This is a genomic window from Propionibacterium sp. (assembly GCF_047719395.1).
In the GTDB taxonomy this organism is placed as follows: Bacteria; Actinomycetota; Actinomycetes; order Propionibacteriales; family Propionibacteriaceae; genus Propionibacterium.
The window spans coordinates 2901-24638 of sequence record NZ_JBDNTB010000001.1; the positions used below are offsets into that span (position 1 = coordinate 2901).

Genomic DNA, 21738 nt, shown 5'->3' on the forward strand with positions numbered 1-21738 from the left:
GATGCTGGCCCCCCACCCCCTTCTCCGCCGTTTGCCGGGGGGTTCGGCGGGGCCGTCGGTGGGGGCGCGCGCCGCCCCCGCTAGGCCAGGGAGCCGCGGGCGCCACACGATTGAGCAATGTCTGCGATCAACGTCACCAGACGTTGAGCAGCCACTCCTTGCTCTTCTTGTACTCCATGTCGGTGAACAGCGCGTTCGCCATTTCCTCAGCCAGGTGAATGGCGCCGGCGTAGCCGACAAGGGGGTGCCGGTATGGTCCGGCGCGGTCGTAGACCGGGAAGCTCACCCGCACCATCGGGATCTTCTCCTCGATGGAGATGAAGCGTCCCTTGGAATGACCGAGAATGAGGTCGAGTTCCAGCCCCTCGTTCTTGATCCGGTTCTCCAGGTCCCACAGGTCGGCATTGGTGACGATCTCCATGCCGAATTCGACATTCTCCTGCAGAGCCTTGATCCGGGGATCGTCGGCGTAACTGGAATTGTCATCACCGAGCAGCAGCAGCACCGGCTTCATTTCGAGGTCGATGCAGAACTCAGCAAGGCCGATCACCTGGTCTGGGTTGCCGTAGATGGCAACCCTCTTGTCCGCGAAGAACATGTGGGTGAGATCGGTGAGGGCATCGAGAGCCACACCCCGCTCCTCCACCAAGGACTCCGGAATCGGCTTACCGGTCATCGTGCTGAGGTTCTTGAGGAAGGTGTCGGTGTTGCGGATGCCGATCGGGGTGGGCCCGATGATCGCCGGAACGTCGAATTCGTCCTCAAGGTACTGAGCAGCCTTGCCGCCCTCGTAGCGGTTCAGGGCGATGGTGCCCTTGGCATTGGCGGTGTCGCGCAGGTCGTCGATCGTCGTCTCGCCGTGGGCCACGTGATTGCCCGAAGGCATCAGTGGGGCGTCGAAGCTCTCGATCTCGAACAGCACATTGGCGTCGATGTCCATCTCGGCCAGCAGATGCTTGAGCGCGGTGACATCACCCGGGTTGACCCATCCGGTGATGAGGTTGATCTTGTCGCTGGGCTCAGTCTTCGTCGCGAAGTGCTTGACGAATTCCTCGACCGTCAGGTCGTAGCCGGTGATCATGCTACCGACGAAGCTCGGCGTGTGGATCGGGATCAGGTGGATCTCGCGGTCGGGGAACTTCTCCTTGAGAAGGCCCTCCTCCAGCTTGTTGACGACACCATCGATGTCGTCGCCGATCACCTCGGTGGAGCAGGTCGAGATGATCGGCACCACCTTGACGTCGGGGTACCTGCTGAGCAGGACATCGACGCCTTCTTCAACCCGGTTGAGGGCTCCGAACACAGCGCCATCCTCGTGGAGCGAGGTGGACGCCAGCTCAAAGCTCTCCTTGAAATGCTGGGAGAACATGAGCCGGACGAACATCACGCAGCCCTGACCGCCGTGCACCAGCCCAAGGCAATCCTTGACGCCGATGCTTGCGTACTGGGCACCTGCAGGCTGGCAGGTAAAGATGGGGTTGATGACCCCGGAACGTTCTTTCTCAACCAGTTGACACGAATCCGTCGGCGTAGCCGTATCGGTATCCATGGTTATCTCCGTTCGTGTTCGTGGTGGCGGGCTAGTAGAGGGTCTCGGTGAGTTCCGCGTTGAGCGATTCGGTGATCGTCTGGCGGTCGAGTTCCTCGTGCAGTGCCTTCATCACTTGCTGGATCTCCTCGTTGCCCAGATCGGCAATCCATGAGAACTCGTTGTGATAGGCCCGCGCGAGCTCATCGGCATCCGCGTAGTAGCAGCGCTGTTCCGGAGTGCTGAGGTCCACCTCTTGGTTGCACAACAACTTGGTGGTCATGTCCAGGATGTTCTCGTTCTGGCGCTCGCGGTCCCATGCCCTGGAGTGGAACTGCCACAGGCATTTCTTCATGATGTGGTCGAGAAGCTCGGCCATGTGCTCCTGGCACTCTTCGTCAGTCATGTCTGTATCTCTCTCAGGCCACGACTTCGTCTGCTTCAGCCGACTTCTCAGCCGTCTCAGCAGGTTCGGTCAGGACCATTTCGGGGTACTCGCGGCTCAGCAACGGAGTCACGGAGTCGAATGAACCGGTGTAGGGGTGCAGCGTCGGGTCATTGCGCACCTCGTCGGGAAGGTCGACATCGGACAGCATCTGCCGTGTCATGAAGCCCTTGTCCGTGGGGATCTCGTCCTTGCTGATGTCCAGCAGGGAGAGCTCATGGATCGGGGAGTAGATCGCATCGTAGACGTCGCGCGCGAAGCGCACCCAGCCCTCGAAGCCCTTCCAGGGACCGTTGTGGTAGGCATGAGCGTTCAGGTAGGGAACGCGCATCTTCTTGGCAACCTCACCAGGACGCTTGCCGGTGAAGATGCAATCGGGCTGGATGTCCTCCATGGCCTCGACGCCCTCGAGCTCGTTCGGGTCATCGATCGCCAGAGCACCCGCCTCGCAACGGGAAATGCCCTTCTCCATGTCGCCCTGGTGACCGAACTTGGTGTACACCGAGGCGACTTCGACGCCCATCTCCTCGTGAATGGCGTTGGCCCAGTGCCACAACTTGGAACCACCGGGCCACAGGCAGACCTTCTTGCCGGTGAGCCGAGCCTTGTACCAGTCCAGCTCGGGCTGCCAGCGGTCCCGCTCCTTCTTGATGATGGCCTCTGCGCGGTCCTCGATGCCGAAGAACAGGCCAATCTTGCGCAGCGAGGTGGACAACGGCTCGAAACCGAAACCGTCGATGTCCAGGCGGGGGATTCCGTAGCGAACGCGCAGCTCGTTGCAGATGTACTCCGCGGAACGGGCGCACTCCAAGACGTTGAGCTTCGCCTTGTGCATAGCGCGAAGATCATCGTAGGAACCGTTGCCCGTGAAGGTCGACAGCACCTGAATGCCCATGCGCTTGAAGTAGTCACTCATGACGATCTGGTCGCCCTGAATGTTGTACTCACCCACGTAGTTGATGACGTAGTCGCTCTTGATCTCGGGCTCGACGGTGCCGACCTTGTTGTTGACCCAGGCGATGTTGATCTTGTGGTGACCGCCGGACTGAGAGGGGCCGCCAAAACCAGGTGAGTTGCAGACGAAGATGTCGACGTCCGGCATCTCCTCCATGATCTCATTGGCCAAGGCCTCGATGTCGTCACCGATGAGTGCCGACGCGCAGGTCTGGTAGATGGTCATCCGTTTGATGTCTGGGAATGCGGCAAAGGCTTCCTTGACGGAGTTGCGCAGCCGATCCTCGGCACCGAACACGACATGCTGTTCCTTCATGTCGGTGGCGAAGGTGTAATGCAACTGGAAGTCGTTGTTGTCACTGATGTAGCGCTTGGTCTGCCAGGTGTCATATGTGCAACCAACCGGGCCGTGGCTCAGGTGGATGACATCCTTCATCGGCGTACCGATCACGTGCTTGGCGCCGCAATAAGCGCAACCACGCTCTGACAGGGTTCCCGGAATGGTGTTGAGATAACCGAGCGGAAGGGCGTCGGTGAGGTCGTCGTTCTCACCCTTAATGACCGCGTGATGTTCACGCTCAGGAATTGATTCGCTGCACTTGAAAAGATGGTAAGGCATGATCAGATCCTCATTTCTGGTGGATTACGAGGTCGGTCGAATTAGTCGGCAATGCCGTACTTGACAACCATTGCCTCCAGAGCATCCATGGAGAGGGGATGCGGAACGACGAAGTCCTCGTTCTCAATGATCTTGCGAGCCAATTCGCCGTATTCCTTGGCCTGGTTCTCCTGGTCGTCGTATTCGACAACGGTCTTCTTGTTGAACTCAGCCTTCTGCACCACATTGTCGCGGGGTACGAAGTGGATCATCTTGGTGCCGATGGCAGCAGTGAACTCCTCGAGGAATTCCTGCTCGCGGTCGACCTTGCGGGAATTGCAGACGATGCCGCCGAGACGCACACCGCTCTGCTTGGCGTACTTGAGCAGGCCCTTGCAGATGTTGTTGGCGGCGTAGATGGCCATCATCTCGCCGGACGCGACGATGTAAACCTCCTGGGCCTTGCCGTCACGGATGGGCATGGCGAAACCGCCACAGACAACGTCGCCGAGGACGTCGAAGAAGACGAAGTCCAGGTCGTCGGTGTAGGCCTTGTTCTTCTCCATCAGGTCGATGGCGGTGATGACTCCACGGCCGGCGCAACCGACGCCTGGCTCAGGGCCACCGGACTCAACGCACTGAATGCCGTTGTAACCGGTCTTGATGACCTTCTCCTTGGTGACCTTCTCGGCGCCTTCCTGGCGGAGCACGTCCATCAGGGTCTCCTGGGGCTTGCCGTTGAGGATGAGGCGGGTGGAATCAGCCTTGGGGTCGCAGCCGTGGATGAACACGTTCTTGTCGTAGAAGTGAGTCATGGCCGCAGCGGTGTTCTGCTGGGTCGTGGACTTGCCGATGCCGCCCTTGCCGTAAAAAGCAATCTTCCTGGTCATGCTGTTTTCCTCCACGATGTGCTGGTTGATGGCGGGCCACCACCGAGGAGTTGTCTTCTCGGTTCATGCGGTGACAATTCCGCCCGATTTGTGTTGAGTTGTGCTCTTTGGGTTGTGCCGCAGGTAGGCCTGCGTACTGCAACTCCGAGCCAGCGCCTACTGGTGGATCCGCGAGGGTTTTTGTACTGATCCAGGATTTCTGGATCCATTCGGAATAACCGAAAATGTCGCGATTCACCGGCGTCTTCCGAGGAGCGGAAACCCTGAAAAGGGCGCAACCGTCCACACGGATGGCATACATCACTTGAATTTCCCAAGAATCGCCTCGTGTTCAGGCGATCTGGAAGGAATTCCGTGGTGCAGCATCACATGGTGCGTGATGCTGAGACCTGTGGTCCCGGAGTTCGATCTGAATATGAGCTGTGCTGAGAAATACAGAACAGTTGCTTGTGTTGCTGTGCGGGCTCCTGGATGGAGTGCCGCACCGGGTCAGCGTGCTCTTTTGGCTCTGCCCGGGGTGTCGACCCTCCGGATCAGAACGCGGGACCAGATCTTGCAATCATCCGGCCGTACCGCAGGGGCCCGAACCCCGATCGAGCGGTTCGGTGCGAGGACTGGGCCGGTTGGCCTGTTGTCCCCCCTCGACACAGAACGTTAGGCGTCCGATGTCTCGAATGGAAGATTGGTACGACCAAAGTAACTTAACGGTAACTCCGCAGATGCGGTTCTGAAACGCGTGAGCGTCCGCATCTACGAAATAGTTTAGAGATCAGGCACCGCACAAGCGGAGATATCTGCGGGACGCCCTCCGCTGTTACACGGCCGTCACCTCGCCGTTCGATGTGCACAGAGATTCCTGAAAATCGGCGTCGAGGGACTGATTCCGACTCACATGCCGGCCCTGCCGACCCCACCGCTCAGGCGGTCTTGTCGACATAGCGCCGGCCGCTGAAGGCACGCCCGAGAGTCACCTCGTCGGCGTACTCGAGGTCGCCGCCCACAGGCAGACCGGAGGCGAGCCGGCTGATCCGGATGCCGGGGGTGTCGGCGAGCAGCCGGGCGATGTAGGTGGCTGTCGCATCCCCTTCAAGATTGGGATCGGTGGCCAGAATGACCTCGGTGACCTGAGGGTCCGACAGCCGTCGCACCAGCTCGGCGATACGAAGATCGCCGGGGCCACGACCGTCGATGGGACTGATCGAGCCACCCAGGACGTGGTAGAGGCCACGGAATTCACGCGTCCGCTCGATGGCGATGACATCCTTGGACTCCTCCACGACACATATGGAGCCGTGGTCGCGGCGAGGGTCCCGGCAGATTCGGCACGGATCGGAATCGGTGACATTGAAGCAGACCGAGCACAGATGGGTGTTGGCCTTCACCGTGCTGAGCACCTGGGCGAGCCGCTCGACATCGGCCTGCGGCTGGTCGAGAAGCCAGAAGGCAATGCGCTGGGCGCTCTTGGGCCCGATGCCCGGCAGCCTGCCCAGCTCGTCGATCAGGTCCTGGACGGGTCCGTCATACACGTCACAGACCCAGCGATCCCAGGTTCGGCATCACGGTCTGGGCATGGGAGGTGGCCTGGGCGGACGCGTCGCGCACTGCAGCGAGCACGACATCCGCGAGGCCCTCGAGGTCTTCGGGGTCGATGGCCTCGGGTTTGATGACCAGGCCAACGAGTTCGCCGCTGCCCTTCACGGTGGCCTCGACAAGACCGCCACCGGCGCTGCCCTTGAACTCAGTGGCCTCAAGATCCTTCTGAGCCTGCTGGAGTTGAGCCTGCACCTGCTGCGCCTGTTGCAGCAGAGCATTCATGTCCATGCCTTCAGGGAACATCGAACTGCCTTTCGAGATGGATCACGGTGTTGCGCGTGCGGGCACAACCATCCTGGCCATGGTACGTGGTCACCCCACGGAGCCACTCAACCCTGAGGCAGGATTTTCCGGCTCGGCCGGCTGAGGAGGCTCAGCCGAGTTCTTCCTCGGCAATGACTTCGGCATCCAGCTCATCGATGACCAGTTGGGTTGCCGACATGTCTGATTCATCGACCGAAGGGTCGTCCATGCTCGGCATGTCCCCCGGATCGACAGCGGCGGTGCCCTCCGCCGCGGGGCCGAAAGAGGTAGCGGCGTCCTGTCCGGAGTATTGCTCGGGCGGCGGCTCCTGTGCGGGCCCGGGCCGGCGCTGCCCTGACTGGTGTGCACCTCCACGCTGCCCGGGTTCCTGGTGTCGGGACTGCTCGCGTCCGGTCCCAGGCTGCTGGGCGAAATCCCTGTCGGGTTCTTGGCGGGGTGACTGCCCGGAGTGCTGGTATGCCGGTGCAGAGCCCCGCCCCACTGGCCCCGCACCTGGTTCCGGTTGCCCAGCGCCGAATTCTTGGACGCTGGGCGGCTGCGCGAGACGAGGGTTCACGGAAATCCGGCCTTGCTCGGCCTGCCCTGCGCCTCGCTGGGGTTCACCTTCGTCCGGTTCGGAGCCATGGCCCCGGCGTGAAGGACCGGAATGGTGGGACGGTTCGGAATTGTGCCCTCGCGGCTGGGGCCGATGGGACTGTGCCGAGGCGAGTGGCTGGCCAGGTGCAGCAACGCCACCAGCTCGCGCGGCCGGACGCTGGTGGGGCGTCTCTCGCTGACCCTGCTCGACCACCGCGCTGCCCTCGACGATGGCATTGACCTGCAGATCGGCGCCGATCACCTCGACGAGACATTCGCGCAACAAGGCATCACACCGGCTGGACCGGAAGCTGTCCCGAGCACCCGCGGAGTTGAACGCCAGGGTGAGACCGGTGGCATCCGCATCGAGAACCTGGGAGTTCTGGCTCAGCAGAATCCACGCGAAACGGCGATGGGACTTGACCGCCGTGAGGACATCGGGCCACAGGCGCCTGACATCGGCTGTGCCGAGATGCCCGGGAGCACCAGCAGTGGGGATGGGTCCACTGCCGGACATCTGATCGGCACCCGTCTGGCTGTTCGGAGCTGGAGTCTGCTCAGCAGGATGGGCTGGCCGTTGTTGCTGCGGAGCATCCGAAGGTGCCGACTGGGCAGCAGGCATGGGGTCCCGTGGCTTGTTCCCTGCAGCGGTTTCGTCGCCCCTGGCGCCGAGATCTTCCACCGGCCGCGCAGGTTGGCCCGGGGCAGCTGACCGCTGGGTGCGAGACATCGGCGAGACGTCCTGCGCCGCGGAATCAGCGGGCTCCTGCAACGACGCTGTGAAGGATGTCGGTGTGCCAGAGGACTCCGGCCCGGCGAAGGGCGCAGCGCCGGGAGCGGCACCGGCGGACTCTGCGCCAGAGTTCGCACCGGCGCTTCCCCCACCATCCAGGGCCGATGGGGCTCCCCGGGCAGGAAGAACACCCGGGTCCGGCAGCGGGGACGTGCCTGGGCCAGTCATCCCGACCCGACGTTCGACACGGTCCAGCCGGGCGTGCACCCCGCGTTCGCCTGCATCGGCGCCGGGCAGCAGCACGCGGGCGCACATGAGTTCCAGATGGAGGCGGGGCGCGGTGGTGCCGCGCATCTGGGTGAGGCCCTTGGCGATGACTTCGGCCGCTCTGGTGAGTTCACCGGCACCCAGACCTGCGGCCTGACGTTCGAAGCGTTCCGCCTGGTCAACCGGAATATCGATGAGCCCGGAGCTGACCGCGTCGGGCACTTGGGCCACGATCACCAGGTCACGGAGTCGCTGCAGCAGATCTTCGGCGAAACGACGCGGCTCCTGACCCGTCTCTATGACCTTGTCGATGGTGGAGAAAACACCCTTGGCATCGCCGGCAGCCACCGCGTCGACCATTTCATCGAGCAAAGCCTCGGGGGTGAAACCCAGCAGAGCGGTGGCCTGGGCATAGCTGACGCCACTACTGCCAGCGGCTCCGAGCAGCTGGTCAAGCACAGACAGCGAGTCTCGCACCGACCCTGCCCCGGCGCGGACCACAAGGGGAAGCACTCCAGGATCCACCTGGACATTTTCCCTGTGGCAGATGTCGTCGAGGTAGCTGCCGAGCACCTTCGGAGGCACGAGCCGGAAGGGATAGTGGTGGGTCCGCGAGCGGATCGTACCGATCACCTTGTCGGGCTCGGTGGTCGCGAAGATGAACTTCACATGAGGCGGGGGCTCCTCGACCACCTTGAGCAGGGCGTTGAAGCCCTCCTTGGTGACCATGTGCGCCTCGTCGATGATGTACACCTTGAACCGCGAATAGGCCGGGGCGAAGTAGACGCCCTCACGCAGCTCTCTGGCGTCGTCGACACGGCCGTGCGAGGCGGCGTCGATCTCGATGACGTCGATACTGCCCGACCCGCCGGTGGCGAGTTCGCGGCAGCTGCGGCAGTGCCCGCAGGGGGTGGGGGTAGGGCCCTTCTCGCAGTTGAGGCACCGCGCCAGGATGCGGGCGCAGGTTGTCTTGCCGCAGCCGCGCGGGCCACTGAACAGATAGGCGTGGTTCACTCGATTGTTCGCGATCGCCCGCTGCAAAGGGATGGTGACGTGTTCCTGCCCGATCACCTGCTCGAAGGTCTCCGGGCGATAGCGGCGATACAGAGCAAGCGGATTCTGGGCGGCATCGTCGCCGCCGGAGTCGGTGGGCAACTCAGTGTTCGGCGCCTGATTCGGCCCAGGGCTGGAGCTGTCTGCCGGTTCGAATGGTTCTGGAACGGTTTCTTCCTGCGGCGGTTCCTGCACTGGGACCTGCTCCACGCTGGCAGATTCTGGCTGCGCGGGTACTGAACTCGTCGGCCTGGGCTTGGTCCGGGTGGCGGGGGGCGCGTTCAGCACCGGAGCGGCATCGCCCTCGAACAGGCTCGGGCCATCCTGCTCGTAGTAGTCGTCAGGCTCTTCGACCTCGCCCTGTCCATCAACATCCACCATCACAGACTATGCGTGAGCACTGACAAGAATGAGAGGCAGTGGCCACCCTCGCCGAACCGTACGAAAACTCCCCCTCGATGGTCTCTCTGGCCGGTCATGGGCCGAAAATGGCCATCGAGCGTTGGAGCCTGCACAGACCGGGTCGTCAAGAAGTTGGCGCCAGCAGGCCTGACTTGCCGCGCCAGGTCTCCTCCCGGATACACTGGGCAAAGGTCCTCCGCGCGGCGGTACCTCGCCCAACTCCCCCAGGGTCGGAAGGCAGCAAGGGTAAGTGAGCTCTTCCGGGTGCGCGGGGGGCCGCCTTTGTTCACGGCCGTGTCTCGGCTCCGGACACTTGACTCATCACCCATGACGCCCACAGTCCCAGTCCGACGCTGACGTCAGGACAGGAAGCATCCACATGACTGGCAGGCGGCCGCACCGTCCTGGCGGGTCCCTGGCACGCATGGAGGGCCCGCTCGCGAATGCAGTGTGTGCCGCCGTCGTCGTGCTGTTCACCATCGCAATGACCACGGCAGGCGTCGCGTCTCGGTCCACTCCACCGCCACCTGACAGCGCTGCCTGCGGGCACGCCATTACACAGGATCGCTCACGACACGTGTGTCACCTGAACCCCAGTATCCCCTCGTGACAAGCACATATTCGGCGGTGAGCAGCTACGACGGCAACGGCATCACTCTTCAGACGATGCCGGGCACGGCCGTCTACTCCCCGATTCCCGGTCGGGTGGTCCGGGCCGGGCAGGTGGAGGGCAAGTCCTTCACGGACTGGGTGGTGATCGACTCCATGGCGGGCATCGATGCATCGGTCGTCCTGGGAAGCCTCGACGCAGGGTCCATCACGGTGAAGCCCGGGGACAGCGTGCACGCCGGTCAGCAGATCGGCGCTGTTGCGTCCAGTGGTTCCGGCTCCGGGTTGTGGCTCGAGGCCTGGGCCGGAGGAGACCAATTCACGGGAGCCCACAACATCAACCCCCTCACCTGGTTGAAGTGGAATCTTCCAACGGTGCCCGCTCCAGCGGCTCCCGGCGAGGAATGCCCCGCAGAACCAGATGCACACGGCGGACTCACCGTCACCGGTGGCGGCGCCATCGCCGACACTCTGAGAGCCGGCCAGCAGGTCCTCGGGACGCCCTATTCATGGGGTGGTGGCGATCTCACCGGCCCCTCCTACGGAGTCGATGACCCGGATGACCCGAACGGCAGTGGTGCCCACATCAGGGGCTTCGAATGCTCGTCGCTGGTGCGCTACATGGTCTACGCCGGCAGCAATCATGCTGTCGTGCTGCCACGCACCGCTCAGCAGCAGTACGACGCCACGAAATCACACGAGGTGGCCATGACGGCACTGCGCCCCGGGGATCTGTTGTTCTGGGGAGCCGACGACAGCCTCTATCACGTCGGGATGTACGTGGGCTCCGGCACGATGTTCGCTGCCCCGACCACCGGGCAGACAGTCAAGCTTGAGCCGGTCTGGGGCACGCCAAGCCACGCAACACGGCCGCAGCCAATTTCCTGAGGCCGCGAAACAGCTCAGGCCGAGAACTTGTCCTCCAGCGGCCAGTCCTCACATCCGGAACAACGGACGCCTGCTCACACCAGCATCCGGTAGATGGCGGTGTCCGGCTCGAGAACCTCGACATCGAGCGGTGAGGCCTGCATCCGCGCCCACAAGGCCGGATAGCTTGCCGGCTCCCCCAGCTCAATGCCCACCAGCGCGGGGCCGGTCTCCCTGTCGGAGTGCTTGGTGTACTCGAAGACGATGATGTCGTCGTCGGGGCCGAGCACGTCATTGAGGAAGCGGCGAAGAGCACCGGGTTCCTGGGGGAAGTTCACCAGGAAGTAGCGACGGCGGCCTTCGTGCACCGCTGCACGCTCAATGACCTCCGGATAGCGGGAGACATCGTTGTTGCCGCCGCTGAGAACGACCACCACATCGGTGTCGGGATCCACTCTCAGGGAACTGTCCCCCGGCCGGGTGCTCAGCGCCGCTGCGGCCAAGGCGCCCGCGGGCTCGGCGATGATGCCGTCCACCTGGTACATGTCCAGCATCTCCTGGCAGACCTGTCCCTCGGCCACGCTCATCAGTTCCGGTTTCAGCGCTGCCGCAATGCTGCACGTGAAGTCACCGATCCTGGCCACCGCAGCGCCGTCCACGAAGGTGTCCATGGTGTCCAGTTTCACCGGATGTCCCTCGGCGAGCGCAGATGCAAGGCTCGTGGCACCGGCAGGTTCCACCGCGACGATCCTGGTCTGCGGGTGGTGGGCGCGCAGCCACGATCCGCAGCCGGACAGCAGCCCGGCCCCGCCCACCGGCACAACCAGGACATCGGGAGTGTGGCCGAGTTCATCGACGATCTCGCGAGCAACGGTGCCCTGGCCCGCCGCGGTCAGAGGGGCATCGAAGGCGGGCACACTGGCTGCCCCGGTGCGTGATGCGAACTCGAGCGAGATCTCGCGGGCCTTGTCGTAGGAGTCGCCGCTGACGACAAGATCCACATTGCCCTTGCCGAAGAATTGGATGCGCTCACGTTTCTGGCGGGGCGTGGTCGACGGGACGCAGACCGTACCGTGGATGCCCAGCCGCGTACAGGACCACGCGACGCCCTGGCCGTGGTTTCCGGCCGAGGCGCAGACAACACCCTTGAGCCGCTGGTCCTCGGTGAGGTGACTCATGAAGTTGAAGGCACCGCGCAGCTTGTAGGAGCGCACCGGTTGGAGATCTTCCCGCTTGACCCAGACGCGGCAACCGGTGGCCGTCGACAGTCGTTCGTTGAACTGCAGGGGTGTCACCCTGGCAACGCCGGTGACGACTTCAGCTGCTTTGTCGACGAGTTCTGCCAGTTCCTGCACGATGGCTTCGGTCACGGTCACATTGTGACTGTTCGACAGGCCGGGAGCCACTTGTTCTTTGTGGAGCAGCGGCACCCTCAGCCCAGGCTCCCCGCTGGGACGACCCTGGTGCAACCACAGAGAAGGTGACGTGCACCTCTCGATTCGTCGGCGTTGAGGCCGAGCGCGCGCCCACTTTCAGCGAGCCGGACATGTGCCCATGGGCTCGCCGAGGATTACCTGTTTCGGCGATTCGTGGCAGCACGGCCCCTCCTGATAGCCTGTCCGGCGGAGGATTCGCCTAGAGGCCTATGGCGCTCGCTTGGAAAGCGGGTTGGGTTCACGCCCTCACGAGTTCGAATCTCGTATCCTCCGCCACAGCCCCCACGGTCCTGGCTCTCCGGGAATGTGGTGGCTCTTGCACGTCCCTGCCTGGCACCCCTCTGCTGCACCGGACACCGACGGAGCCGTGCACATGATGTCGGAGAGCGATCCGGGCCATAGGCTCGAGGTCATGGCCATTGCACGAGACGAGCTGATCAGAATTCTCGCCGAAGCGGACCCAGCAGGACTCGTCGCCCGGGGTGCAGCTCGTGACGAGTACGCAGATGAGGTGGACGCCATCCTGTCGCTCCAGGGTGTGCCGCAACTCACCGAGATCACCAATGTCTTCGCGGTCAGTTTCAGCGAGCCAGGCGTGTGCACCCGGGACACCGCGCGGTGGATCGCGGAACAGATGGTGGCGCGATCCAGCCGCTAACGGGTACCTGGAGGTGCTCATCCGGAAGTTCGTGTCAGCGAACCCGCTGCGCAGGATGCCTCGGGGTGTCGGACTCGCCGATCGGCTCGGGTCGGGTTCGACGTGGTGCGCCGTCACCACACCTCTCAGACCACGTACGCCAGATCTCGCATGGTGACGAAGATCTCGACGGTTCCGACAACGACGAGATAGGCGCCGGCCTGCAGGACGAAGGTCGGCAGCACGTGACCGGCAGTGGTGAGCGCCACAATCCCGAAGAGCGTGGCAGCGATTCCGCTGAGGAACAGCATGGTGCCGCGCACAGGCTGACGTCGACGCCTCTGCAGCGCGCGGAAGGCGCGCCGCATCCGGCCCCATGCGTGGGCGAGGAAGGCGAAGCCGAGCAGCAGATTCGTCGGCATGACGAGGATGTCCAGGCGAGGAATGGTGGCGAACAGCAGCCCGAGCATCAGGGCCTGGGCGATGACGAACCACCAGCCGATCCTGTGAACCACCCGGAAGCGCGAGATGAATCGGCTCGCGCGGACCGTGCCCCACACCGCGAGGACGAAGACGGCACAGGACCCGACGAGCTGAACGGCGAGTGACGGAACCGCCATGAAGAAGATTCCGAGGAACACGAAACCGATACTCATGATCGTGCGATTCTCACGGAGCAGCGCGCGGTAGTCCACCGCAGCGATGAGGCGCGCGGCCACACGCAGCCCCACGAGGGCAGGCCCCTTGGTCTGGGTCCTTGAATGCCCGAGTGCCACGAGGACAGACTCGAAGCTTCCGTAGTCGATGCGTGCGATCTCGGTCGTCAGCTGCGCGCCGCCCGCACTGAGCGCACCGAACAGGGCATTCGTAAAGCTCTTCCGGTCCTCGAAGCTCGCGTCCTCCAGCCACTTGTCGATCACGAGGTTGACGGCAGCCGCGCGCCGGGAGATCGCGCTGACCTCGCTGAGGGCCGCGCCCTCGACCTGCCAGCTCAACGGATGGTGCTGGAGCAAACCGTGGGCATCACTCGCCACGATGTGGGTCGGCGAATCCGTCTCGAACAGCGCCCCGATGAGGGCCCACTCGGGAACGACCTTCGTCAGCCGGTCGCCGATGCGGTCAAGCCCGGCACGATCGACGATGTCGGAGCTCAACCCTGGCCCGTCGTTGGTGTAGACATCGAGCAGCCTGGCCTGGTGCACCGGCGGCAACAGCATCGCCGAATACACAGCGAGGTTGCCACCCTTGGAATGTCCACCGACGCGCAGTGGCCTCTCGGTGTGCTCCGCGACCGCGGCGAGATAGTGCACGGCTTCGGCCTGCGCGGAGGTCACCTGAAAACTCATCGCGAAGTCTTCGCGCCACCCCATGATCGTGTTGTCCGTTCCACGGAAGGCGACATAGGTCGTGGCATCGTCGAGCTGGATCGTGAGCGCGGAGAACTGCATTCCAGCGACGTCATCGATCACGTCCACGTGATCACCCAGCAACGCGCTGCCGAAGCGCTCGGTATTGGCGAGATCGTCGAGGAACCCGGCGTCGACGATCGTCAACCGGTCTCGGCTGTGGCCCGGCCCGTGTGACGCCAGCCACGCCGCAGCCTGCCTGACCGAGATCACTCCACAGCCCGGCGCCGGGACCGCGCCGTCGAGCTCGATGTAGGCGAGTGCGCTCAACACGACATTGTCGACAATGTTGAATGGGCGCTCAGCCAGCGTGAGATCACCACGCCAGTGGAGGTAGTCGCGGATGTTTGCCATCAGGCATCACCGCGCCGGGTTTCGGCACCACACTCGGCGCGCGTGGCGTGACGGTGAATCTCGTGATGGGACAACATGCAGGTACTCCCGGTGTGTGCGAATGGGCGTGGCTCTCATCATGGTTGCCCGGCCACCGCCCCCGCGTCATTCTCTCGGCGTGACTGGCTACCGCGAATGCAGTAGCAGGAGAGTTCCCGAGCGCCCCACCCGTACTCCAAACGGATGCCGTCAGATCAACCCTCCGGACGATGTCTGCGGGGCGCCGGAAGGACACCATTGAATCAGCCAGGTGAAACACACCCGGGACATCGAAGGAGCACACCATCATGACCAACACGACTTCCACATCGACCCGCCAGATCCTCGCCGCCACATTCAGCGCTCCCGACGGAGCCACCCGCGCAGCGGCAGCGGTTGTCAGCTCGCACCCGGAGAAGATCGGCAACACCGCCGTCCTGTACGTGCGTCCCGACGGCACTCCGAAGTTCATCGAATCAAAGGACTGGGGTGCAGGCCGCGGAGCACTCCTGGGCGGTGTGATCGGCCTCATCGGTGGCCCGCTGGGGATGATCGCCGGCAGCGGTCTCGGCGTACTCGCCACGCGTCTGCGTGACATGGGCTTCAAGAACGACCAGCTGGGCGAGTTGAGTGCCTCGCTCGAGCAGAATCACTCGTGCGTCGTCTTCGAGATTGCGAACGACGGCGTCCCGGCAGCCAGGCGGGTGCTCGAGGCAATGTCCGCCGACGAGGTCGTCACCGCGCCTGTCGACTCGGACGTCGCTGACCTGTTCGCAGGCGAACAGGCACCAGTCGTCGATGACGAGTAGTAGTGCGGGCGCAGTATCAGAATCTGCTGGATGATCAGGCGGACACGGTCCCGTCGTCGACCGGTTGAGCAGATTCTGAAGTCCGCACCGGGATGTGCCGCGACACGAGCCGGACCATGATGACCATGACAACGAGCTCAACGAGAGTCTGGGTGACCACGACGAGCGGGGCGAGGTCGAATCCGGCGGGCAGCAAGAGCACGAACGGAAGCACCACGAGGGAGTTGCGCGTGGTCCCGATGGACACCACCGCTCGCCAGCCGGGACGCGCTTTCGTCCGCAAACCCTGCTTGATGGGCCGCCTCGAAGCGTAGTCGCGACGATCAGCCAGAGCTGGTGGGCCGAGCACCACCGTGTCTGCAATGTCGACACCGAGTGCTTCGAGCAGATCGATGGCCACAGGGCCCTGAGAAAAGCGCCTTGTACCGACAATGACCTTGACCCCATTCCTGGAGGCCTGATCAGTCAGATAACGGCCCACCGCCTCGTCGTGGCCTCCTGCCAGCGGCTGGGTGCTGCGCGGCATCAGGACTGCTGCGCCCGGGGTGATGCGGCCGATCGCTGCCACATCGGTGCTCATCCGCACATGGAAGAGTTCGTTGATCGACAGCCCCTCGGACTGGTTTCCGGAGATCTCGTGAAGCTTGCCTGCCAGCGTCCCCGACGGAGGAGGCAGGACTCCCTCGGTAGCAGGTCGTAGACGCCGGGGCAGGTGACGGCGAGTTTCTGCGCGGCACGTTCGTCGAGGAAAGAGGCCGCCTTCACTACGCTGAGCACGCCCACAGTCTTCTCCGAACCCCAGTAGGGAGTTCCCAGCGAGACGATTCGCCGGGTGATGCCCGCCAGTTCAGGGCTTTGGCGTGCCCTGTGGCCGACCAGCCCGCCCATCGAGCGGGCGAGGAAGCACAGCAGTACCGAGTCGACGTCCAAGCGAGTCGACGTCCAAGCGCCGGGGTGGGGCACGCCGATCAACCGGGTACCTGGTTCGGTGTGAGCTGGTCCATCCGCCTGGACCGGCCAACCCGCGCAGCAGGCCGTGGCTGCCGGATCATCTGGGATGATCCGGGCTCAGGGCTGTTCACCCATCTTCACCGTGGTCTCGAAGTGTTGGCTGCCTCGCTGCACCTGCACGTGCACTTCGTCCCCCACCTTGGCCGAGGCGAAGAAGTAGGCCAGCGACACGGAGTTGGCGGGCGATCCGTCGAGGGTGGTGATGATGTCCCCCACGCGCAGCCCCGCCTGGTCTGCAGGCCCTCCCCCGGTGACATTCTGCACGAACAGACCGGTCGAGGTGCCGAATCTGGACGCCATCGCATCGCTGATCTCGGCGACCTGGGCGCCAACCCATGGGTGGGTGACCTTTCCATTGGCCAGCAGTTCGTCGGAAACCCGCTGGGCGGTGCTGGAGGGCACCGCGAAACCGATGCCTACGCTGCCGCCCACTGCCTGGCCGTTGGAATCAGGCACTGTGGAGATGGCCGTGTTCACGCCGACGAGCGCGCCATTGCAGGTGACCAGCGGGCCACCAGAGTTGCCCGGGTTGATCGGAGCATCGGTCTGGATGGCGTCGACGAGCACCGTGGTGCCGCCATCGGAGCGGGGCGCTGGCACATTTCTGCCCAAGGCGCTGATGATGCCGGAGGTGACGCTGCCCGACAGCCCGAGGGGCGCACCGAGTGCCACCACGGGCTGGCCTACAGCCAGCCGGTCGCCGATGCCGAACTTCATGATCGGCAAGCCGGTGCGATCCACCTTGAGTACTGCGAGGTCACTGACCGGATCGGTTCCCACCACCGACGCGGGCACCCGCTGGCCGTCATTGAACAACACAGCCAGGGAACCAGAGGGGATGGCCTCCGCCACAACATGATTGTTCGTGAGGATCACGCCGTCGGCACGGATGATGGCCCCGCTGCCCGAGCCCGAGCTGCTGGGGCCTGTCGCATAGATGGTGACGACCGAGGGCAGCGCGTCGTGCGCGACTTGCACGGTGTTGCATGACGACTGGGAGGACGAGGAAGAGCCGAGGACACGGCTGGCCATGGCACCGGCAGCGGCCGCCACTACGGCGATCACCAGGCATCCCACCACGATGTGAACCGCTGTGAGTCGCATGGTGCGCTGCTTCGACATTTGCGTCAACCCTCTCCTGGACGGGGCGCACACGAAATCGTCGTCGCCCGACCAATCAGTCGCTCAAAAGCTATCAACTGCCGGCGTGACCGGGACAGGACCGGACGGTTTGCAGTGGCTACCCTCGGCACATGGCCGATGGACGCAGAGATCTCGACACCCTGCCCAAGGCGCATCTGCATCTGCACTTCACCGGCTCCCTCGACGTGCCGACCCTCATCAGGCTGGCTCGCGAACAGGGTGTACCGACAGCCGACTTCCTGATTGACGACGATCCGCTGAGCGTGCCGCTCACCGAGCGCGGCTGGTGGCGCTTCCAGCGCAGCTACGACATCGCCCGGCACGCGGTGGTCTCCGAGCAGGCCATGCGCGCAGTCGTGCGTGCCGCCGCGCACAATGACGCCGCACAGGGTTCGCGCCGCACCGAGATCCAGGTGGACCCCACCAGCTACGCGCCGCACGTGGACGGCATCATCCATGCCCTGGAGATCGTGCTCGACGAGGCCGCCATCGCCTCACGCGAGGAGAACATCCAGCTTGGCGTCATCGTCGCCGCGTCGCGCACCCGTCACCCGATGGATGCCCGCACCCTCGCCAGGCTGGCCGCCCGCCATGCCGGGAAGGCGCCGGGCGGGGTGATCGGTTTCGGGCTGTCCAACGACGAGTCCTCCGGGGACACCGCGGCGTTCGGACCGGCCTTCAGGATCGCCCGCAGGGCGGGGCTTCCGGGTGTGCCGCACGGCGGCGAGACTCGTGGCGCTCACCACATCCGCCGGGTCATCGACTTCCTGCACCCCACCAGGCTGGGCCATGGCGTGCACGCAGCCGACGATCCGGTGCTGCTTGAGCGGATCGTGACGGAGGGTATCGCGTTGGAGATCAATCCGGCATCCAACGTCTGCCTCGGCGTCTACCCGAACACCGCCGATGTACCGCTGCGCACCCTGGTGGATGCCGGCGCCCAGATCGCGCTGGGTGCTGACGATCCTCTGCTGTTCCTGTCAGGCCTCAACGACCAGTACCGCATCGCCCGCGATGTGCACGGTTTCAGCGACGCCGAGCTGGCTGAGCTGGCCCGTTCCAGCATCAGGGCGTCCTTCGCATCCGATGCTGACAAGCACAGATGGATCGCCGAGGTGGACGCCTGGTTGGCCGCCGAACCGGGAAGTGGCCCACAGCCGCAACGAGCACTGCCGTGAGCCACCTCGTGGTCAGGCGCTGAACCACAGGTGCTCTGTGAGCACCTCCCGAACTACAGGTGCTCGACCAGCACCTCCAGCACGTGCCGATAGTCGTGGCCGGTAGCCCGGGACATGCCCATCTCGCAGGTACGGTTCGCCGAGACGTACTCGTCGAAGTGACGCGAGTTCACCTCTTCAGTCTCCCGCTTTGTCGCCGTCGCGGTGAGTTCCGGGTGCAGCAGGCCGCGGTCGCCGGCGAAGGCGCAGCAGCCCGCGTTGATCGGCACCACCACATCATCACTGACCGCCTTGGCGCAGGCCACTGCATCCTGTACGCAGCCCAGGTGCACCATCGAGCAGGTCGGGTGAATGACGATCGACCCAGCAGTGCTGGTGAACTTCACCTTGCCGAGAATGTTGTTGGCCACCCAGGTAGTGGTGTCCTGCACAGTCACCTTGGCCCAGTTCTCGGCCTTCTCGCCGGTCAGATGATCGGCCAGCCCCACGAGGCCGTGCGTGCACGAGGCCGCATCGCAGACCACCGGCAACCGGCCCTGCTCGGTGGCCGCCCACAGCGAGTCGTAGACCTTCTCGGCCATCGCGTCGGCGCCGTCCACGAAGCCCTTGGAGATCCACAGCGTGCCGCAGCACAGCCCGCCCAGGTCATCGGGTACCCGGGCGTGCTGACCGGCTGCGTCGACGAGCTTCTCGAAGGCCGCCATCGCACCGTGGTCACGGCCGTGCTCGGTGGGAGCGAACAGCTCGCCCATGCAACTGGCGAAGAAGACGAAGTCGTCCTTGCTGGTTTGCACACCCTTCGGACGCTTCGGCCCGCCATCGGGCAGGTCGTTGCCGACCAGAGGGAGGACGTCCTTGGAAATCACTGCGCGCCCGGCGGTGGTGATGCCGGTCAGCAGCGGGGAAGGTACCTTGTCAGCCACCTTCAGAGCACTGCGGAGCCCGGTGACCACCGGCCCCCAGTGATCGGCGGCAGCAACCATGGCCTTCTTGGTGGCCGTGACGTGGCGCGCGGCGCGGAAGGTCTTCATGAACACGCCGGTGTCGATGCGCACCGGGCAGGCGATGTAGCACAGCGAATCGACCGCGCAGGTGTCGACGGCCTCGTAGCCGTAGGCCTTCTTGATCTCGGCGGCCTGCTCGGGCGGCAGCTCCTGCTGGGCGCGCAGCAGAGCGATCCGGCGGCGCGGTGTGGTGGTGAGATCGGCCGAGGGGCAGGTGGGCTCGCAATAGCCGCATTCCACGCAGCGGTCGACGAAATCGTCCACCGGAGGCATCTTCTTCAGATCCTTCATGTGCTCTTGCGGATCGTCGGTGAGCAGTGTGCCCGGGTTGAGGACGGCAGCGGGATCGCACAGGCCCTTGACCTGCTTCATCACGTCATACAGCTCGGGGCCGAACTGACGCTCGACGAAGGGAGCCATCACACGCCCGGTGCCGTGCTCGGCCTTGAGGGTGCCCTGGTGGGACAGCACCACGTTGACCATGTCCTCGGTGAACACGCCGTAACGATCGGTCTCGGCCGGATCGCGCCAGTCGGCGGTGACCATGAAGTGGATGTTGCCGTCTTTGGCATGGCCGAAGATGACAGCCTCGTCGTAGCCGTTCCTGGCGAAGGACTGCTGCAGCTCGGCGGTGGTCTCGGTGAGCGAACCCACCGGCACAGCGATGTCCTCCAGCAGATTTGTGGTGCCGGCCGGCCTGGCGCCTGCCACCGAGGTGTACAAACCCTTGCGCAGCTGCCACAAATTGTTGCGCTCGCGGACATCCTTGGTGAATCGCGGCGGATCGGGGATTGGCAGCGCGCCGAGCACGCCGTTGAGGGCATCCATCCGGTCGTTGAGTTCGCCCTCGTCGTCGGCGGTGGCCTCGACGAGCAGCCCGGCGTGCCGCTCGACCTTCAGATTCGCCAGCTCTGGAGTGGCCTCTGGGTATTCCTGGACGACGCGCAACGAGGCGGCGTCCATGAGCTCCAGGCAGACCGCACCGTTCTTCACCAGGTCCTGCAGCGAATCGGTGGCGATCGCCAGCTCGGGGACGATGAGCAGTGCGGTGGCAGCGTGCTTCTGGATCTCCACTGTGCGGAAGGTGGCCTCGGCGACGAAGCCGAGGGTGCCCTCTGCGCCGATCATGAGGTGTTCGAGGATGTGCACAGGCTCGTCGTGGTCGACGAAGGAGTTCACGCCGTAGCCCATGACATTCTTCATGGCGTACTGCTGGGTGATCTTGGCGACGGATTCGGGGTTGTTGCGCACTCTGTCGCGCAGCGTGACGAGGCCTTCCCACAGCTCCGGCTCGTCACGGTGCAGCTGCTCGTCGGCGTCGGATTTCGAGGTGTCGATCACAGTGCCGCTGGGCAGCACCATGACCAGCGAGTCGAGCGTGCGATAGGTGTTGAGCTGGGTTCCGCAGGACATGCCGGACGAATTGTCGGAGACCACACCGCCCACGGTGCAGGCGATCTCGCTGGCCGGGTCGGGGCCGAGCTTGCGGTTGAACCGTGCCAGGTGTGCATTGACATTGCGGATCGTCGCGCCGGGCTGACAGCGCACCCGCTCGCCACCGTCCAGCACGGTGACGCCCCGGAAGTTCTTGCGCACATCCAGCAGGATCGAGTCACTCAGCGACTGGCCCGACAGGCTGGTGCCGCCGGAGCGGAAGGTCACATGCTTGCCCTCACGGTGCGCCCGGGCCATCACCTGCGCGACCTGCTGGGTGTTCTCTGCGGTGATCACTACTTCGGGGATGAGCAGGTAGTGCGACGCGTCGTGAGCCATCGACACCCTGTCGACCAGGCGCCGTGTCCCGATCCCCTCGTTGATCATGGTGGTCATGCTGCCTCCTGATGGGGTGAGGCATCCGCGATGACGCCCCGCCATATGCCAATGATTCCCTTGTGACCAGATGATCCCGGTCCCGGTAGGTGCGCCCGCGACGGAATGATTGGTCGGACCAATTCTAGGCCCA

Annotated in this window: 17 protein-coding genes, 1 tRNA gene and 1 other RNA gene; 6 read left to right on the top strand and 13 right to left on the bottom strand. The window is 64.2% G+C overall.

Going from position 1 to position 21738, the window contains the following annotated elements; all coding sequences use genetic code 11:
* Nucleotides 1-133 precede the first annotated feature (133 nt).
* The 7 genes from anfK to ABF648_RS00050 form a co-directional block, all read right to left on the bottom strand.
* Entirely contained in the window at nt 134-1549 is a 1416-nt protein-coding gene (gene anfK, locus ABF648_RS00020; RefSeq protein ID WP_415630242.1) for a Fe-only nitrogenase subunit beta, read from the bottom strand.
* Nucleotides 1550-1580: 31 nt separating this feature from the next.
* Complete coding sequence (anfG, locus tag ABF648_RS00025; RefSeq protein ID WP_415630243.1) at nt 1581-1934, bottom strand: Fe-only nitrogenase subunit delta; 354 nt, start codon at nt 1932-1934, stop codon at nt 1581-1583.
* 13 nt (nt 1935-1947) lie between these two features.
* Complete coding sequence (gene anfD, locus ABF648_RS00030; RefSeq protein ID WP_415630244.1) at nt 1948-3546, bottom strand: nitrogenase iron-iron protein, alpha chain; 1599 nt, start codon at nt 3544-3546, stop codon at nt 1948-1950.
* A gap of 41 nt (nt 3547-3587) precedes the next feature.
* Nucleotides 3588-4415: a nitrogenase iron protein gene (gene nifH / locus ABF648_RS00035; protein WP_415630245.1), complete on the bottom strand. Its 828-nt coding sequence runs from the start codon at nt 4413-4415 to the stop codon at nt 3588-3590.
* A gap of 917 nt (nt 4416-5332) precedes the next feature.
* The gene (recR, locus tag ABF648_RS00040) at nt 5333-5941 is read right to left on the bottom strand and encodes a recombination mediator RecR (protein ID WP_415630246.1); all 609 of its coding nucleotides are present in this window, start codon (nt 5939-5941) and stop codon (nt 5333-5335) included.
* 1 nt (nt 5942) lies between these two features.
* Complete coding sequence (locus tag ABF648_RS00045; RefSeq protein ID WP_415630247.1) at nt 5943-6236, bottom strand: YbaB/EbfC family nucleoid-associated protein; 294 nt, start codon at nt 6234-6236, stop codon at nt 5943-5945.
* Nucleotides 6237-6381: 145 nt separating this feature from the next.
* On the bottom strand, nt 6382-9282 hold the full coding sequence (locus ABF648_RS00050; RefSeq protein ID WP_415630248.1) for a DNA polymerase III subunit gamma and tau: 2901 nt from the start codon (nt 9280-9282) through the stop codon (nt 6382-6384).
* A 208-nt stretch (nt 9283-9490) separates the two neighbouring features.
* Between ABF648_RS00050 and ffs the strand changes: the two genes are divergently transcribed.
* Nucleotides 9491-9587, top strand: an RNA gene (ffs, locus tag ABF648_RS00055) — signal recognition particle sRNA small type.
* A 322-nt stretch (nt 9588-9909) separates the two neighbouring features.
* Nucleotides 9910-10800: an NlpC/P60 family protein gene (locus ABF648_RS00060; protein ID WP_415630249.1), complete on the top strand. Its 891-nt coding sequence runs from the start codon at nt 9910-9912 to the stop codon at nt 10798-10800.
* Nucleotides 10801-10874: 74 nt separating this feature from the next.
* On the opposite strand, the gene ilvA is transcribed toward ABF648_RS00060, so the two are convergent.
* Nucleotides 10875-12149, bottom strand: coding sequence for a threonine ammonia-lyase IlvA (ilvA, locus tag ABF648_RS00065; protein ID WP_415630250.1), 1275 nt, complete (start codon nt 12147-12149; stop codon nt 10875-10877).
* Between the two features lie 254 nt (nt 12150-12403).
* Here ilvA and ABF648_RS00070 point away from each other — a divergent pair.
* A tRNA-Ser gene (locus ABF648_RS00070) sits at nt 12404-12491 on the top strand.
* Between the two features lie 136 nt (nt 12492-12627).
* Nucleotides 12628-12873: a hypothetical protein gene (locus tag ABF648_RS00075; protein WP_415630251.1), complete on the top strand. Its 246-nt coding sequence runs from the start codon at nt 12628-12630 to the stop codon at nt 12871-12873.
* Nucleotides 12874-12998: 125 nt separating this feature from the next.
* Here the strand turns inward: ABF648_RS00075 and ABF648_RS00080 are convergent, their stop codons facing one another.
* Nucleotides 12999-14612: an Mbeg1-like protein gene (locus ABF648_RS00080; RefSeq protein WP_415630252.1), complete on the bottom strand. Its 1614-nt coding sequence runs from the start codon at nt 14610-14612 to the stop codon at nt 12999-13001.
* Nucleotides 14613-14938: 326 nt separating this feature from the next.
* On the opposite strand from ABF648_RS00080, the gene ABF648_RS00085 reads away from it, so the two are divergent.
* Nucleotides 14939-15439 (top strand): DUF1269 domain-containing protein, encoded by a 501-nt coding sequence (locus ABF648_RS00085; protein WP_415630253.1) that lies wholly within the window; start codon nt 14939-14941, stop codon nt 15437-15439.
* Nucleotides 15440-15473: 34 nt separating this feature from the next.
* Here ABF648_RS00085 and ABF648_RS00090 read toward each other — a convergent pair whose 3' ends face one another.
* The 3 genes from ABF648_RS00090 to ABF648_RS00100 all read right to left on the bottom strand — a co-directional run bounded on the left by ABF648_RS00090 (nt 15474) and on the right by ABF648_RS00100 (nt 17554).
* Nucleotides 15474-16019, bottom strand: a complete 546-nt coding sequence (locus ABF648_RS00090; RefSeq protein WP_415630254.1) for a hypothetical protein — start codon at nt 16017-16019, stop codon at nt 15474-15476.
* Nucleotides 16016-16369 (bottom strand): hypothetical protein, encoded by a 354-nt coding sequence (locus ABF648_RS00095; RefSeq protein ID WP_415630255.1) that lies wholly within the window; start codon nt 16367-16369, stop codon nt 16016-16018. Before ABF648_RS00095 ends, ABF648_RS00090 begins: the two co-directional genes overlap by 4 nt.
* A 138-nt stretch (nt 16370-16507) precedes the next feature.
* Nucleotides 16508-17554 (bottom strand): S1C family serine protease, encoded by a 1047-nt coding sequence (locus ABF648_RS00100; protein WP_415630256.1) that lies wholly within the window; start codon nt 17552-17554, stop codon nt 16508-16510.
* A 149-nt stretch (nt 17555-17703) separates the two neighbouring features.
* Here ABF648_RS00100 and ABF648_RS00105 point away from each other — a divergent pair, with 149 nt between their 5' ends.
* Nucleotides 17704-18771 (top strand): adenosine deaminase, encoded by a 1068-nt coding sequence (locus tag ABF648_RS00105; RefSeq protein ID WP_415630257.1) that lies wholly within the window; start codon nt 17704-17706, stop codon nt 18769-18771.
* 53 nt (nt 18772-18824) lie between these two features.
* Here the strand turns inward: ABF648_RS00105 and ABF648_RS00110 are convergent, their stop codons facing one another.
* Nucleotides 18825-21605 carry an FAD-binding and (Fe-S)-binding domain-containing protein gene (locus ABF648_RS00110; RefSeq protein WP_415630258.1) on the bottom strand — a complete coding sequence of 927 codons (2781 nt, stop codon included), beginning with the start codon at nt 21603-21605 and terminating at the stop codon, nt 18825-18827.
* Nucleotides 21606-21738: the final 133 nt, after the last annotated feature.